Raw genomic sequence first — 14,462 nt, forward strand, 5'->3', positions numbered from 1 at the left:
GCTTTCTCCCGCCTCCCGCTCAGCGCATCAGCACGTAGGTGCCGGGCGCTTCGCAAAGCGGAGCCAGCCCGCGCCGCGGGGCGCCCATGGCGGGCGGGCGGCGCCTGGGCCCCGAATGCGCCGCGAGCCATTGCTGGAACGCTGGCCACCACGACCCCTCCACTTCGCCCGAAGCGTCGAGGAACTCGTCGGGCGCGACGTATGCGCCATGCCTGCGCCGGCGCAACATGCGGTAGCCGCGGTGCGCGTGCCAGGGCTCGCTCACGATGCCCGCGTTGTGGCCGCCTTCGGTGAGCACGAAGCTCACGTCAACGTCGCACAGCAAGCTGAACTTGTAGACGGAGCGCCAGGGCGCCACATGGTCCGTCCGCGTGCCGAGCAGGAACACCGGCACGTCGATATCGCCCAGCGAAACCGGCCGTCCGTCGACGAGGTAGTGGCCCTCGGCCAGTGCGTTGTCGAGGAAGAGGCTGCGCAGGTAGTCGGCGTGCATGCGATAGGGCATGCGCGTGCCGTCCGCGTTCCATGCCATCAGGTCGTTCAGCGCGGGGCGCTCGCCGAGCAGCCAGGTCCGCACCAGCGGTGCCCAGACCAGCTCGCCGGGCCGCAACGATTGGAAGGCCGCCGCCATCTGGGCCGCGCCCAGGAAGCCCTGGTACGCCATGATGTCCTCGAGGAAGGCGAGCTGGCTTTCGTCGATGAACAGGCCGATCTCTCCGGGCTCGGTGAAGTCGGTCTGCGCGGCCAGCAGCGAGAGCGAGGCGAGGCGGTCGTCACGGTCGCGCGCCATCGCCGCCGCCGCGATGGCCATCAGCGTACCCCCGAGGCAGTAGCCGACCGCATGCACGCGGCGCCCGGGCAGCACGGCCTCGACGGCGTCGAGGCTGGCGCGGATGCCCAGCCGCAGGTAGTCGTCCATGCCGAAGCCGGCGTCGCAGGCGCCGGGGTTCTTCCAGGAAACGGCGAACACCGTGTGGCCCTGGCCGACCAGGTAGCGGATCAGCGAGTTGTGCGGGGAGAGATCCAGCACGTAGTACTTCATGATCCAGGCGCTGATGACCAGCACCGGCTCGGCATGCACCGTCGGCGTCGAAGGCGCGTACTGGATGAGCTCGACGAGCTCGTTGCGCATGATGACCTTGCCCGGCGTGAGCGCCACCTCGTGCCCTGGCCTGAAAGCCTCGGCGCCGACCGCAGGCGCACCGAGGGCGCCGCGGAAGATGGCCTCCGCTCCCTGGGCGGCACCGGTGAGCAGGTTCATGCCGCCAGTGGCTGCGGTCTTCTTCTGAACCTGCGGATTGGTCGCGGGGAAGTTGGCGGGCGAAACCATCTCGAGCCATTGCCGCATGGTGAAGGCGACAAGCTGCCCGTGGTGCCGGTCCACGCCGGGAACGTCGCGGACCAGTTCTAGCAGCCGCTGTCCGCCGGCCTCGAAGGCGTCGCGGTACACGCAGAAGGGCCAGGCCGCCCAGTCGTCCGTTGTCAGCCGCGGGTCATGCGCCCGCGGATCGGCGCAGGGCAGGGCCTGGTGCAGCGCCAGGCCGGCGCCGCGACCGGGCTGGCTCGCGAAGTGAAGGGCCCAGTCCGACCACGCCAGCATCAGCGCCGCTGGCGACATGCCGCCGCCGAACCGCCCCCAGGTAGCGTGCAGCAGGCGGTCGAATTCGTTGTGCTCGCGGGTCACTTCAGGTCCTTCCGTGAAGACGGCGGGGTTTACGGGTGTCGCGCGCCGAAGTCTGCTGCCTCGCGCGCCGCTTGCCCTTGCGCGGCGTCAAGGTCTTGCCGAAGCGGCGCTCTTACGCTTTCGACGCCTTGTCCCTTCAACCCCTTTCAATCCATCGGAGCCGAACATGCCAGCCAAGATCGTCGATTTCTCCGCCCGGTCCAAGGTGATCCGGGACGAACCCTTCAACGCGCACTTCTGGCAATGCACGCCCGCCGAGTTCCGGGCATACCTGGGACGGCCGCGCGATTTCCTGCACAGGCTGGGCATCGTGGTGCCAGGCGAATGCCGGATCGAAACAACCATCGAGAACCACGACTGGCTCGAGCAGGAGGCGCCCGAGTTCGTGAGCGAGGGCGGCAGCGACACAGTGATTTGCAACATGGGCAGCGGCGCGGCCGATCGTTCGGTGTATCGGGTCGTGAGCTACGCGCGTGACGAGGCAGCGACCGGGAATGTCGAGAAGACGCTGCTGCACCGCGCGAATCGCCAGCAGGTCAAGGATGCGAAGCCGTCGTCCGGGCGCAAGGCCAAGGGCCGGAAGGCGAAGAAGGCAGCCAAGGTCCGCCGCGCTGGCGGCCACCAGTGAAGAGCCTCGGGGCTGAAGGGCTCCAATCGACGCGGCCTGCCACTGGCTTTCAACGGCGCCGGTGCGCCTCGACCACCGACTGGCAGGCGGCGCAGCGGATGGCCGTGGGCTGCGCGAACAGCCGGGCACGCGAGATCTCGGCGCGGCAGTCCGCGCAGACGCCGTAGCGGCCGTCCGACAGGCGTGCGAGCGCCTGGTCGATCTCATCGAGCCTGTTGCGGTCGATCTCGATTTCGGCCAGGCGCACGTCAGCCGCACGCTCCGCTTCGGCTTCGTCGGCATGGGTCGTCACATCGCGCGCGTCCCCGGCGGACAGGAGTTCGGCACTGGGGGCCGAGGCGCGGAGTTCGTCGAGAACCTGCCGCTTCATCGACTCGAGCTGCCGGTGCAGGGCGCGGCGGTCGGTGGCATCGAGGTGTTTCATGGTCGTTTGTCCTTGATTGAGATGGATGAACTGCGGATGAACTCTCTGCACCCCCGCTTTGGCGGTCGCAGGTGGTCATGAGCGGCCTCGGCGCGAGGCTGGAATGCGCACCGCCACGTAGGCGAGCCGGCGGTCGCGCATGACCAGCAACGCGACCGTGTTTCCGGCCGCTATGCGGGCGAGGGCCTGCCCGAGGTCCTCGACGCGATAGAGCTTCGTCGTGTTCACCGCCACGACCACGTCGCCCGCGCGGATGCCTTCGCTGCGGGCGAGGCCGCCGGCCTCGCGCACCATCAGGCCGCTGTCGATGTTCAGCTGCAACCGCTGGGCGGATGAGATCTCTCCCACGCTCAGGCCCAGGCCGTCGTTCCATTCGAGGGGCGCGGCCGTGAAGGATGTACCGGCAGCGGCCGGCTGTACGGCCAGCGTCGCCCGCAGTACCTGAGGCGCGCCGTGCCGCCACACCTCCAGCTGTACCCGGCTGCCGGGCGGGCGCTGGGTGATCCGTTGCGGAAGGTCGGCGAAGCGCTCGACGGGCTTTCCGTCGAGCGCTAGCAGGGCGTCGCCCTGCGCGAGGCCGGCCGCTTGCGCCGGACTGCCGGGCTCGACGCGGACCACCAGGGCACCGGTCGCGGCCTGCAGCCCGAAGGACTGCGCCAACGCGGGTGTCATTTCCTGGAACTCGGCGCCCAGGTAGGCCCGGCGCACGCTGCCATGCTCCTGCAGTTCGCCTGCGATGCGCATCGACAGGTTGATCGGCACGGCGAAGGACAGGCCCATGTACCCGCCGCTGCCGCTGTAGATCATCGAGTTGATGCCCACCACTTCAGCGCGGCTGTTGAACAGGGGGCTGCCCGAGCTGCCCGGGTTGATCGCGACGTCGGTCTGGATGAACGGGATCTCGCCCGCGCCCGCCATGACGCGCCCGACCGCGCTCACCACGCCGGCCGTCACGCTGCCGTGGAAGCCGAAGGGCGAGCTGATCGCGGCCACCCAGTCGCCGGGCGCGAGCGCCGAGGAATCGCCGATGACGGCCACCGGCAGGCCGGTCGCATCGATCTTCAGCAGCGCGACGTCGGTGCGCCGGTCCACGCCGGCCACGCGCGCCGTGAAGCGGCGGCCGTCGTCCAGCCGGACCTGCACTTCGTCGATGTTGGTGACGACGTGCGCGCTGGTGAGGATCAGGCCGTCACTGCGGATGATCAGGCCCGAAGCGAGGTCGCGGATCTGGCTGATGCGCGCGCTCGCGGGCAGGGGCCAGGCCAGGCGGTCGGCGAAATCGTGCTCGGGTGCGATCTCGAGTTCGATGTCTTCCGGGTTCAGGTCGCGCCCGATGCGCAGGGTGCTGATGTCGACCACCGACCTGCTGCGGCTGGCGACCAGCGACGAGAAGTCGCCCGTACCTGCCGCCATTTCGGGGCGTGGCGGGACGGCCTGCGCGGCGGCGGGAGCAGGAGACGCGGGCTCAGGCGCAGGCACAGGCACGGGCGCGGATATCGGCGCCGCGCAGGCGCACAGCAACGTGGTGCCGGCCGCAAGCGCCCAGGCGAGCCGGGCGGCGCGCGGCAGCGTATTCGCGCGAACGGAAGGCGTGTTCACGTCGATCCGGCGCCGGGCTTCAGCTCGATTGCGGCGACAGCGTCACGGGGCGCACCACGGCCTGTGGGCCCTCCGCTTCGCGCACGGCGTTGCCGAAGGCCTGCAGCCGCGCCGCGCAGCTGCCGTCGTCCACCTCGCGCATCGTGACCGAGGAACTCAGGATGGGCGCGCGGCCGAGAATCCTTGCGATCTCGGCGGCCGCGTTCGGCGCTCCCTGTCCGCCCATCACCGAGAGCACGGCGACATCGGGAAGCCGGGCGCGCTGGCGTGCGACGAAGCTGCGCATGGGGCCGGCGAGCTGCAGCATCCAGATCGGCGACACCAGCACCACGGCGTCGAAGTCGCCCGGCGGCGGGCCGTCGTAGCGAATGGCTGGCTCGCGGCGCAGCAGGGAATCGATCATGCAGCGCAGGCTGCCCAGGTCGCCCGCGCGAGGCCGCGTCTCGATGATGTTCGCGAGCTGCCAGTTCTGCTGGCTGCACAGCAGCTCCGCGACGCGGCGGGAAGTGCCCGTGTAGGAATAGACGATCACCAGGACGTTGTTCATGCTTGCCTCTGCTGCGTTCATGGAAACCCAATGTAGGCAGCGGGCGGGCCCGATGCCTTGCGCTGCATCAAGGGCCGGTGCGGTGCGCGCGGCGACCATCCTTGCATCGGGGGAGCTCCCCGGCTGAAGGAACCATCATGAAAATCCTGCTTGCCGTCGACGGCAGCGACTACACGGACCGCATGCTGTCCTACCTAACCGCGCACAAGGAATGGTCGGGCGCGGGCCACGACTTCACCGTCTTCCACGTGGTACTGCCCGTGCCGCATCGCGCCGCGGCTTTCGCGGGGCCGGAGATCGTGCACGGCTACTACGAGGACGATGCGCGGATGGTGCTCGAACCTGTGCGCGGCCTGCTGGCCAGGAACGGCATCGAGGCGCGCTTCGAACACCGCATCGGACATCCTGCCGAGGAGATCGCCGCGTTTGCGCAGAAGGGGAAGTTCGACCTGGTGATCATGGGCTCGAGGGGCCATGGTGCCCTGACGAACCTGGTGCTGGGCTCGGTGGCCAACAAGGTCCTGGCCGCGTGCACGGTGCCGGTACTGCTGGTGCGCTGATGAAAACCACCGCCTTCGCGCAAGGCGTGGCCGCACTGGCCCTCGGCGCATTCGCGCTCGCGGGCGGAACGAATGCGTGGCCGCAGGCGCGCTCCTGCCTGGAGCGGGGCCAGCCGGCATCGCAGGCCGTCGACTTCGCGGCCGCCGCCGCGCGGCAGTCGCCCGCGGTGGTGAGCATCATGGTCACGGAAGGCAGCGGCGACCGGCCCGCCATCGGCGACGTGCGACCCTCCATGCCATGGGATCGGGCGTGGGCGCGTGGCTTCGCCTCGGGCTTCATCATCGGCAGCGACGGATACATCCTGACCAGCGCCCATGCGGTGACCGGCGCCCGGGCGATCTCCATCGTCACCGCCGAACAGCGCCGCTTCGACGCCGAAGTGGTGGGAACCGACCGCCTCAGCGATGTCGCGCTGCTGAAGGTCGCGGCTTCGGGCCTGCCGGTCGTCGTTCCGCGCCGCGGCAGCGAGCTGTGCCCCGGCGAGCGCGTTGCCGCCATGGGCGCGCCGTTCGGCTTCGAGCGCAGCGTGACTGCCGGCGTGGTGAGCGCCAATCCGCGCTACATGCCTGGAGGAAGCGGCGTGCCGCTGATCCAGAGCGACGTGGCGCTCAACCCAGGAAACTCGGGCGGGCCGCTGTTCGACGAACGGGGCGAGGTGGTGGGAATGAACTCGATGATCTATTCGCCCGGCGGCGGATATTTCGGCATGTCGTTCAGCCTGCCCATCGATACCGCGATGCGTGTCGCGGATGAACTCCGCGCGACCGGGCACGTGAGGCGAGGGCACCTCGGCGCCCGCACCCAGCCCCTGACGGCCGAGCTGGCACCGGCCTTCGGCCTTGCCTCCACTCAGGGAGCGCTGATCGTGCGGGTAGACCCGGACAGCCCGGCCGCGCAGGCGGGGCTTCGCAGCGGCGACGTGGTGCTGGCCGCCGGAGGCGACACCGCGATGAGCTACGCCGACATACAGAATCGCGTGGCCGCTGCCCGCGCGGGCAGCCGGATCGCGCTGAAGATCTGGCGCCACAAGACGCCGTTGACGGTGCAGGTGGGCGTGGTCGAGAACCCGCCCGATGCCTCGCCCCGTACGGCCACGCGCGCCGCCGCGCAGCAGGAAACGCGCTTCGGGCTCGAACTCATCGAGCGCAAGGGTGTGCTGGGCATCAGCCTGCCGTCCCCGGGGCTGTATGTGCAATCGGTCTCCGGTTCGGCCCAGATGGCGGGGCTGCGATACGGCGACATGCTGATCGCGGTCAACGACGTGGAGGTGGCCAGCCTGGCGGACTTCGACACGGTGATCCGCTCCGTCGCGGAGAGCGACACGGTTGCGCTGCTCGTCGTGCGTGGCTCGGCTCGAAGCTATGTGCCGATCCTCCCGCGCAGTGCCGCGCGCGCTCCGGTGGCGCGGCACGCAAGCGAGGCGGCCGCGCCTGTGCCCTGAGGCTTTCGCGATGGAAAAGACGAGCAGCTGCGGCGTTCTGGTGTTTGACATGGCAGGGCAGTTGCTGCTGTGCCACGCGAGCGACAGCCGCTACTGGGACATTCCCAAGGGCGCCGCCGAAGGGCAGGAGGAGGGCGCGCAAGCGGCTGCGCGCGAGGCGGCCGAGGAATGCGGTCTCCGCCTGTCACCGGAGCAACTGCGGGAACTGGGGCGCTTCCCCTATCGCAAGGACAAGGATCTCCGGCTCTTCGCGGCGCTGGTGCGGCCCTTCGAGGCGAAGAGCTGCGTGTGTTCCAGCTTCTACACCGACCGCCATGGACGGCGGCGTCCCGAGATGGACGCGTTCCGCTGGGCCACCTTCGAGCAGTTGCCCCGGCTCTGTGCGCCCAGCCTTGCCGCGGTGCTGACGCAGGCGTTGTCACTGGCAGCCATCCACGGGCAATTGCTCTACGAAGTGGGGCCGGTCGATGTTGCACCCGGGCCGCACGGCTTTCGCGCAGTTGATCCTGCGCAAAGCCGCGCGCAGCCGGCCGCTCAAGAATGACCGCAGGCCGTTCCCGAAAAACCATCACGAGGTCGCTCCATGAACATCACCTTGAACGCAGCCCTGCAAATCCTGGGGTTCTGCATCGCAACGCTGCTGGCAACTGGTGTCCTCGTGCTGGCGGGTTTGAATGAACGGAATTCTTCGCCGAACGGCCTGGAAACCATCTCGCACACAACGAAAGACTCACGATGAAGTCCAACCGCAGAACTTTCATGCTCACGCTTGCCGCAACGGGGGCGGCCGTTACCGCCACCGGCTCTTTCGCACAGGCTCGGCTCGATGAAAAAGACCCGCAGGCCGTGGCCTTGAGCTATGTAGCCGACTCGGCGAAGGCCGACGTGAAGAAGTTCCCGAAGCATGACAACGCGCAGCTGTGCAACGGCTGTGCGCTTTGGCAATCCAAGCCGACGGATGCGCAAGGCAACTGCGCACTGTTTGCCGGCAAGCAAGTCAACGCCAAAGGCTGGTGTAGTGCTTGGGCCAGGAAGGTCTAGCGGACCGATTTCGCCAGCTTCAGGCGCATGGCGCGTGCGAATGAGACGAGGCCGGCCAAGCGCGGCTATCGACTTGCGATCGCGCGGCTCTCGTTGGGCTCCCAGCCGCCACCCAGCGCCTTGAAGGCCGTGACCGCGGCGCGTGCCGCTTCGGTCTGCGCCTGGGCTTTCGCATCGGAGGCGCGCAGCAGGCTGTCGTCGGCCTGCAGTACTTCGATCAGGCTCACCACGCCCTGCTGGTAGGCCGCAAAGGAAGCGCTGCGCGCGCGGCCCAGCGAGTCCACGCCCCGGGCCAGCGTGCTGGCTTGCTCTTCGCGCTTGGCGAGGGCCGAGAGTGCGTTCTCGACATCCTCGGTGGCGCGCAGCACGGCCAGCCGATATGCGCCGAGCAGTTCCGCGTCCCGGCCCTTGGCGAGATCGATCTGTGCATTGATGCGGCCGAAATCGAAGAGGCGCCAGCGCAGGCCCAGCACTGCAGCCGCCTGGCTGGCGCCGCCGGTGAAGAGATTGCCGCTCGCCACGGACGTCGCGCTGCCCAGCATGCCGCTCAGGGACAGCTTGGGGTAGTACTCGGCGACAGCCACGCCGATGCGGGCGTTCGACGCGGCGAGACGGCGCTCGGCCGCAATCAGGTCGGGGCGTCGCCTGAGCAGGTCGCCTGGTGTGCCCGAGTCATGGATCTGCGGCGCGACGGGAATGGCGCCGGCCTCGGCCAATTCGGCCCGGTGCGTGCCCGGCGAGGCGCCCAGCATCACATCCAGCGCGTTCATCGCTGTGTCCAGGCCCGCCTCCAGTACCGGGACGGAGGCCTGGACCTGGGCCAGAGCACCTTCGGCCTGCCGCACCTGGAGTTCGGCGGCCAGCCCCTTGCCGTAGAGAAGGTTGACCGTGGACAGCAGCTGCTGCTGCGTCTGCACCTGCCGGCGCGCCACGCCGAGGCGCGTCTGAAGGCCGCGGATGCTGATGTAGATATCGGCGGTCTGGGCCGCCACTGCCAACCGCGTGGCGACGGCCGAGGCCTCCGAGGCCTGGTATTCGGCGAGCGCCGCTTCACGTCCGCGGCGCAAGCCTCCGAACAGGTCCACTTCCCAGCTCGCACCCAGATTGGCTTCGTAGGCGCTGCCGTAGCGGTCGAGGCCAGGCCTCGAGTTCAGCACCTGTCCCAGCGGCGTTTCAACGGACTGGTAGGCCCGGGCTGCCTGTGCGCTGACGTTACCCGAAGGCAGCAGGGCGGCATTCGCCGCGCCCAACGCAGCACGCGCCTGCGCGACGCGCGCGGATGCCTGGGCGAGATCGAGGTTCTGCGCAAGCGCGAGCGTGACGAACCCAACCAGCTGTGGATCGCCGAAGCCGGTCCACCAGGCGCGGAGATCGGCGCTGCCCGCGGCGGTCCGTTGCTCGAGGCCCTGCCGGCCCAGGTACTGCTGCGGCATCGCCATGTCGGGCCGTGCGTAGTCGGGGCCGACCGCGCAACCTGCAAGAAGGCCGGTCGCAATGAGCGGAACAAGGATGCGCTGGAGCATGGTGTTCTTCCTGAGCGGGAGAGGAAACGTCGATTGGGCTGTGACTATATATCAAAATGGTCACTCGTTGTTCAATCATTCGGCGCGCGGTAAGCTGTCAGGCATGAGCAAAGAAATCTCCTCTGCCGGCGTGGCGCGCGGGCCGGTCGACCATGACGTGCGCGACCAGATCGTTGCCGCGGCGACCGAGCACTTCAGCCGGTACGGGTATGAAAAGACGACCGTTTCCGATCTCGCCAAAGCCATCGGCTTTTCCAAGGCGTACATCTACAAGTTCTTCGAGTCCAAGCAGGCCATCGGCGAAATGATCTGCGCAAACTGCCTGAGCGAGATCCACGCCGAGGTACGGGCTGCGGTCGAGGGGGCAGATCGTCCTGCGGAGAAGCTGCGCCGGATGTTCAAGTCGGTGGTCGAGGCGAGCCTTCGTCTGTTCTCCGAGGATCGCAAGCTCTACGAAATCGCGAGCTCCGCCGCCACCGAGCGCTGGCAGGTGGCGTTTGCGCACGAAGCGCACATCCGGCAATTGCTTCAGGACATCCTGCGCGAAGGCCGGGAGACGGGGGAGTTCGAGCGCAAGACGCCGATCGATGAGGCAGTCTCGGCCATCTACCTCGTCATGCACCCCTACATCAATCCGCTGCTGCTGCAGTACAGCTTCGACCACACGGCTGAAGCGCCCGTCCAACTGTCCAGCCTGGTGCTGCGCAGCCTGTCTCCGTGAAGCCGATTTGTCTGTGACTGTTGACTGAATTGGTCACAGGTATCAGAATGCGGGTCCTGATCATTTCGATACCGGGACTCTCATGCCTTGGCGCCGCCTTGCTATCTCCATCGTCACCTGTGCATTGCCGCTCGCGCTGGTCGCCTGCGGCGAGAAGGCGCCTCCCGACCCTCGAACCCAGGCGCCGCAGGTTCGCGTCGCGGTCGTCGAAGGCGCCGGCGCCGCGTCGCGTGCGTTCACGGGCACCGTAGCCGCCCGGATCCAGAGCGACCTGGCCTTCCGGGTCTCGGGCAAGGTCCTGCAGCGGCTGGTGGACACAGGGCAGGGCGTCAGGCGCGGCCAGGTGCTCATGCGCATCGACCCCATCGACCTGAAGCTTGCGGCCCATGCGCAGCAGGAGGCAGTCGCCGCGGCACGGGCGCGCTTGCAGCAAGCAGCGCAGGACGAGGCCCGCTACCGCGATCTGCGCGGCACCGGTGCGATCTCGGCATCGGCCTACGACCAGGTCAAGGCGGCCGCGGACGCGGCCAAGGCCCAGGTCAGCGCGGCCGAGGCCCAGGCTGATGTCGCGCGCAATGCGAGCGGCTATGCCGAACTCGTGGCCGACGGCGACGGGGTGGTCATGGAAACGCTGGCCGAGCCCGGTCAGGTCGTGAGCGCTGGTCAGACGGTGGTCCGTGTGGCCCGCGCCGGCCCGCGCGAAGCCGTGGTCCAGTTGCCGGAAACCCTGCGCCCCGCGGTCGGGTCCGTGGGGCAGGCCACGCTCTTCGGCAGGGAGGGCGTGAGCGTGGCGACCACGCTGCGGCAGCTCTCGGAGGCCGCGGACCGGCAGACGCGCACCTTCGAGGCGCGCTATGTCCTCAGGGGTGAGCTCGCCGATGCGCCGTTGGGTGCGACGGTCACCATCCGGATTCCTCAGGGCCTTCCCTCCGCGTCGGGAGGACTGCAGGTACCTATCGGCGCGCTCTTCGACGCCGGCAAGGGGCCGGGGGTGTGGCTCGTCAGTGGCGAGCCGGCCAGGGTCAACTGGCGGCCGGTCGTGGTCGAACGCCTGGATGACGATGGCGCGCGCGTTACCGGGTCTCTCCAGCAGGGCGACCGGATCGTCGCGCTCGGGGCGCATCTGCTGCGCGAGGGCGAGCAGGTACGGGTGGCCGACCAGGCGGGCGCCACCGCGGCGCGCGGAGTCCGCCCGTGAGCGCAGGCCGCTTCAACCTCTCGGCGCTCGCGGTGCGCGAGCGCTCGGTCACCTTGTTCCTGATCTGCCTGATCTCGTTGGCGGGCCTGGTTTCGTTCTTCAAGCTGGGCCGGGCGGAAGACCCGGCCTTCACCATCAAGGTGATGACCATCGTCACCGCGTGGCCCGGCGCGACCGCGCAGGAAATGCAGGACCAGGTTGCCGAGAAGCTCGAGAAGCGGCTGCAGGAACTGCGCTACTACGACCGCGCCGAGACCTACACCCGGCCCGGCCTGGCCTTCACGACGCTGACCCTGCTCGACAGCACACCGCCTTCGCAGGTGCAGGAGCAGTTCTACCAGGCCCGCAAGAAGGTCGGCGACGAGGCGGGCAACCTGCCTGTGGGCGTGATCGGACCGATGCTCAATGACGAGTACGCGGACGTCACCTTCGCGCTGTACGCCCTCAAGGCGAAGGGCGAGGCGCAGCGCCTGCTGGTGCGCGACGCCGAGACGCTGCGCCAGCGCCTGCTGCATGTGCCGGGCGTGAAGAAGGTCAACATCGCCGGTGAGCAGTCCGAGCGCATCTATGTCGAGTTCTCGCACGAGCGCCTGGCGACCCTGGGCGTCAGTGCGCAGGACGTCTTCGCGGCGCTCAACGGCCAGAATGCCCTGACGCCGGCGGGATCCGTGGAAACGAAGGGCCCCCAGGTGTTCATCCGCCTGGACGGGCCGTTCGACGAGCTGCGCAAGATCCGCGACACGCCGGTCACCTCGCAAGGCCGCACCCTGAAGCTGTCGGACATCGCCGAGGTCAAGCGGGGCTATGAAGACCCGGCGAGCTTCATGATCCGCAACGGCGGCGAGCCGGCCCTGCTGCTGGGGGTGGTCATGCGGGAAGGCTGGAACGGGCTCGACCTGGGCAAGGCGCTGGAGCGCGAGGTGGGAGCGATCAATGCCGAGCAGCCGCTGGGCATGAGCCTGACCAAGGTCACGGACCAGGCCGTCAACATCAGCGCCGCGGTCGATGAGTTCATGGTCAAGTTCTTCGCCGCGCTGCTGGTGGTCATGCTCGTGAGCTTCCTGAGCATGGGCTGGCGCGCAGGCCTCGTCGTCGCCGCCGCAGTGCCGCTGACGCTGGCGATCGTCTTCGTGGTGATGGCTGCTACGGGCAAGGACTTCGATCGCATCACGCTCGGCTCCCTGATCCTCGCGCTGGGCCTGCTGGTGGACGACGCGATCATCGCCATCGAGATGATGGTGGTGAAGATGGAGGAGGGCTACAGCCGCGTCGCCGCCTCCGCCTATGCCTGGAGCCACACGGCCGCGCCGATGCTTTCGGGCACGCTGGTCACGGCCGTCGGCTTCATGCCCAACGGCTTCGCGCCATCAAGCGCAGGGGAATACACCAGCAACATGTTCTGGATCGTCGGCATCGCGCTGATCGCGTCCTGGGTGGTCGCGGTGGTCTTCACGCCCTATCTCGGTGTCAAGTTGCTGCCCGATTTCAAGAAGATCGAGGGCGGCCATACCGCGATCTACGGCACGCCGCGCTACAACCGGCTGCGCGGGATGCTCGGCCGCGTCATCGCACGCAAATGGGCGGTGGCCGGTGCGGTGGTCGGCCTTCTGGTGGCGGCGGTCCTCGGCATGGGCCTTGTCAAAAAACAGTTCTTCCCGATCTCGGACCGGCCCGAAGTCCTGGTAGAGGTGCAGATGCCCTATGGCACCTCGATCACTCGCACCAGCGAGGCCACGGCGAAGGTGGAGGCGTGGTTGGCCGGACAGAAGGAGGCCCACATCGTCACGTCCTATATCGGGCAGGGCGCGCCGCGCTTCTTCTTCGCGATGGGCCCCGAGCTGCCCGATCCGTCGTTCTCCAAGATCGTGGTGCGCACCGACAGCCAGGAAGAGCGCGAGGCCTTGAAGCACCGGCTGCGAGAGGCCATCGCTGGCGGCCTGGCCTCCGAAGCGCGCGTGCGCGTCACCCAGTTGGTGTTCGGCCCGTATTCGCCGTTCCCCGTCGCCTACCGCGTCACGGGCCCGGACCCCGACAAGCTGCGCGACATCGCGGCGCAGGTACAGCAGGTGATGGATGCAAGTCCGATGATGCGCACGGTCAACACCGACTGGGGTACGCGCACGCCCACGCTGCACTTCACCCTGCACCAGGACCGCCTGCAGGCCGTGGGGCTGAGTTCCAGCGCGGTGGCGCAGCAGTTGCAGTTCTTCCTGAGCGGTGTGCCCGTCACCGCCGTGCGCGAGGACATCCGCACGGTGCAGGTGGTGGCGCGCTCGGCCGGCGCCAGTCGCCTCGACGCGTCGAGGATCGCCGACTTCACGCTGTCGGGTGCCAACGGGCAACGCATTCCGTTGTCGCAGGTGGGCGAAGTTGAGGTGCGCATGGAGGAACCCGTCATGCGCCGGCGCGACCGCGTGCCGACGATCACCGTGCACGGCGACATCGCCGACGGCCTGCAGCCGCCCGATGTGTCGACGGCCATCACCGCTCAGTTGCGCCCGGTCATGGACAAGCTGCCCCCCGGCTACCGTATCGACGAGGCCGGCTCCATCGAGGAATCGGGCAAGGCGACCAGGGCCATGCTGCCGCTGTTCCCCATCATGCTGGCGGCCACGCTGCTGATCATCATCTTCCAGGTGCGTTCGATCTCCGCGATGGTCATGGTCTTCCTGACGAGCCCGTTGGGGCTGATCGGCGTGGTGCCGACGCTGCTTGTCTTCCAGCAGCCCTTCGGCATCAATGCGCTGGTCGGCCTCGTGGCGCTCTCGGGCATCCTGATGCGCAACACGCTGATCCTGATCGGCCAGATCCACCACAACCAGCAGGACGGGCTCGATCCGTTCCACGCGGTCGTCGAGGCCACCGTGCAGCGTGCGCGACCGGTGATCCTTACCGCGCTGGCGGCGATCCTGGCGTTCATCCCGCTGACCCATTCCGTGTTCTGGGGGGCGCTCGCGTACACGCTGATCGGCGGCACCCTCGCGGGCACGGTCCTGACGCTGGTGTTCCTGCCGGCGATGTACTCCATCTGGTTCAGGATCAGGCCCGGCGACGCCGCAGCCGCTGCGCACTGACAACGCTTTCACCACTTGTTC

Annotated in this window: 14 protein-coding genes; 9 read left to right on the plus strand and 5 right to left on the minus strand. The window is 68.5% G+C overall.

Annotated elements, in window-relative coordinates; all coding sequences use genetic code 11:
- Window positions 1–19: 19 nt before the first annotated feature.
- Window positions 20–1,684 (minus strand): PHA/PHB synthase family protein, encoded by a 1,665-nt coding sequence (locus tag ABL844_RS16590; protein WP_418128231.1) that lies wholly within the window; start codon window positions 1,682–1,684, stop codon window positions 20–22.
- Between the two features lie 166 nt (window positions 1,685–1,850).
- Here ABL844_RS16590 and ABL844_RS16595 point away from each other — a divergent pair, with 166 nt between their 5' ends.
- Window positions 1,851–2,312 (plus strand): hypothetical protein, encoded by a 462-nt coding sequence (locus ABL844_RS16595; protein WP_126019940.1) that lies wholly within the window; start codon window positions 1,851–1,853, stop codon window positions 2,310–2,312.
- 49 nt (window positions 2,313–2,361) lie between these two features.
- Here ABL844_RS16595 and ABL844_RS16600 read toward each other — a convergent pair whose 3' ends face one another.
- The 3 genes from ABL844_RS16600 to ABL844_RS16610 form a co-directional block, all read right to left on the minus strand.
- Window positions 2,362–2,736: a TraR/DksA family transcriptional regulator gene (locus ABL844_RS16600; RefSeq protein ID WP_126019942.1), complete on the minus strand. Its 375-nt coding sequence runs from the start codon at window positions 2,734–2,736 to the stop codon at window positions 2,362–2,364.
- Between the two features lie 75 nt (window positions 2,737–2,811).
- Window positions 2,812–4,335 carry a trypsin-like peptidase domain-containing protein gene (locus tag ABL844_RS16605; RefSeq protein WP_418128232.1) on the minus strand — a complete coding sequence of 508 codons (1,524 nt, stop codon included), beginning with the start codon at window positions 4,333–4,335 and terminating at the stop codon, window positions 2,812–2,814.
- Between the two features lie 19 nt (window positions 4,336–4,354).
- Complete coding sequence (locus tag ABL844_RS16610) at window positions 4,355–4,882, minus strand: flavodoxin family protein (RefSeq protein ID WP_418128233.1); 528 nt, start codon at window positions 4,880–4,882, stop codon at window positions 4,355–4,357.
- 137 nt (window positions 4,883–5,019) lie between these two features.
- Here ABL844_RS16610 and ABL844_RS16615 point away from each other — a divergent pair, with 137 nt between their 5' ends.
- The 5 genes from ABL844_RS16615 to ABL844_RS16635 are packed head-to-tail and all read left to right on the plus strand — an operon-like array spanning window position 5,020 to window position 7,925.
- Entirely contained in the window at window positions 5,020–5,442 is a 423-nt protein-coding gene (locus tag ABL844_RS16615; protein ID WP_418128234.1) for a universal stress protein, read from the plus strand.
- A complete protein-coding gene (locus tag ABL844_RS16620; protein ID WP_418128235.1) occupies window positions 5,442–6,884 on the plus strand; it encodes a trypsin-like peptidase domain-containing protein in 1,443 nt (480 codons plus the stop codon). The genes ABL844_RS16615 and ABL844_RS16620 overlap by 1 nt, the downstream gene beginning before the upstream one ends.
- A gap of 10 nt (window positions 6,885–6,894) precedes the next feature.
- A complete protein-coding gene (locus ABL844_RS16625; protein ID WP_418128236.1) occupies window positions 6,895–7,428 on the plus strand; it encodes an NUDIX domain-containing protein in 534 nt (177 codons plus the stop codon).
- Window positions 7,429–7,467: 39 nt separating this feature from the next.
- Window positions 7,468–7,623, plus strand: a complete 156-nt coding sequence (locus ABL844_RS16630; RefSeq protein WP_184637865.1) for a hypothetical protein — start codon at window positions 7,468–7,470, stop codon at window positions 7,621–7,623.
- Window positions 7,620–7,925 (plus strand): high-potential iron-sulfur protein, encoded by a 306-nt coding sequence (locus tag ABL844_RS16635; protein WP_184637863.1) that lies wholly within the window; start codon window positions 7,620–7,622, stop codon window positions 7,923–7,925. The genes ABL844_RS16630 and ABL844_RS16635 overlap by 4 nt, the downstream gene beginning before the upstream one ends.
- 65 nt (window positions 7,926–7,990) lie before the next feature.
- Here the strand turns inward: ABL844_RS16635 and ABL844_RS16640 are convergent, their stop codons facing one another.
- The gene (locus tag ABL844_RS16640) at window positions 7,991–9,448 is read right to left on the minus strand and encodes an efflux transporter outer membrane subunit (RefSeq protein WP_418128237.1); all 1,458 of its coding nucleotides are present in this window, start codon (window positions 9,446–9,448) and stop codon (window positions 7,991–7,993) included.
- A 103-nt stretch (window positions 9,449–9,551) separates the two neighbouring features.
- Here ABL844_RS16640 and ABL844_RS16645 point away from each other — a divergent pair, with 103 nt between their 5' ends.
- The 3 genes from ABL844_RS16645 to ABL844_RS16655 all read left to right on the plus strand — a co-directional run bounded on the left by ABL844_RS16645 (window position 9,552) and on the right by ABL844_RS16655 (window position 14,441).
- Window positions 9,552–10,169, plus strand: a complete 618-nt coding sequence (locus ABL844_RS16645) for a TetR/AcrR family transcriptional regulator (protein WP_418131911.1) — start codon at window positions 9,552–9,554, stop codon at window positions 10,167–10,169.
- A gap of 82 nt (window positions 10,170–10,251) precedes the next feature.
- The gene (locus ABL844_RS16650) at window positions 10,252–11,367 is read left to right on the plus strand and encodes an efflux RND transporter periplasmic adaptor subunit (RefSeq protein WP_418128238.1); all 1,116 of its coding nucleotides are present in this window, start codon (window positions 10,252–10,254) and stop codon (window positions 11,365–11,367) included.
- On the plus strand, window positions 11,364–14,441 hold the full coding sequence (locus ABL844_RS16655; protein ID WP_418128239.1) for an efflux RND transporter permease subunit: 3,078 nt from the start codon (window positions 11,364–11,366) through the stop codon (window positions 14,439–14,441). Before ABL844_RS16650 ends, ABL844_RS16655 begins: the two co-directional genes overlap by 4 nt.
- Window positions 14,442–14,462: the final 21 nt, after the last annotated feature.

The organism is Variovorax sp. 278MFTsu5.1 (assembly GCF_048305045.1).
In the GTDB taxonomy this organism is placed as follows: Bacteria; Pseudomonadota; Gammaproteobacteria; order Burkholderiales; family Burkholderiaceae_C; genus Variovorax; species Variovorax guangxiensis.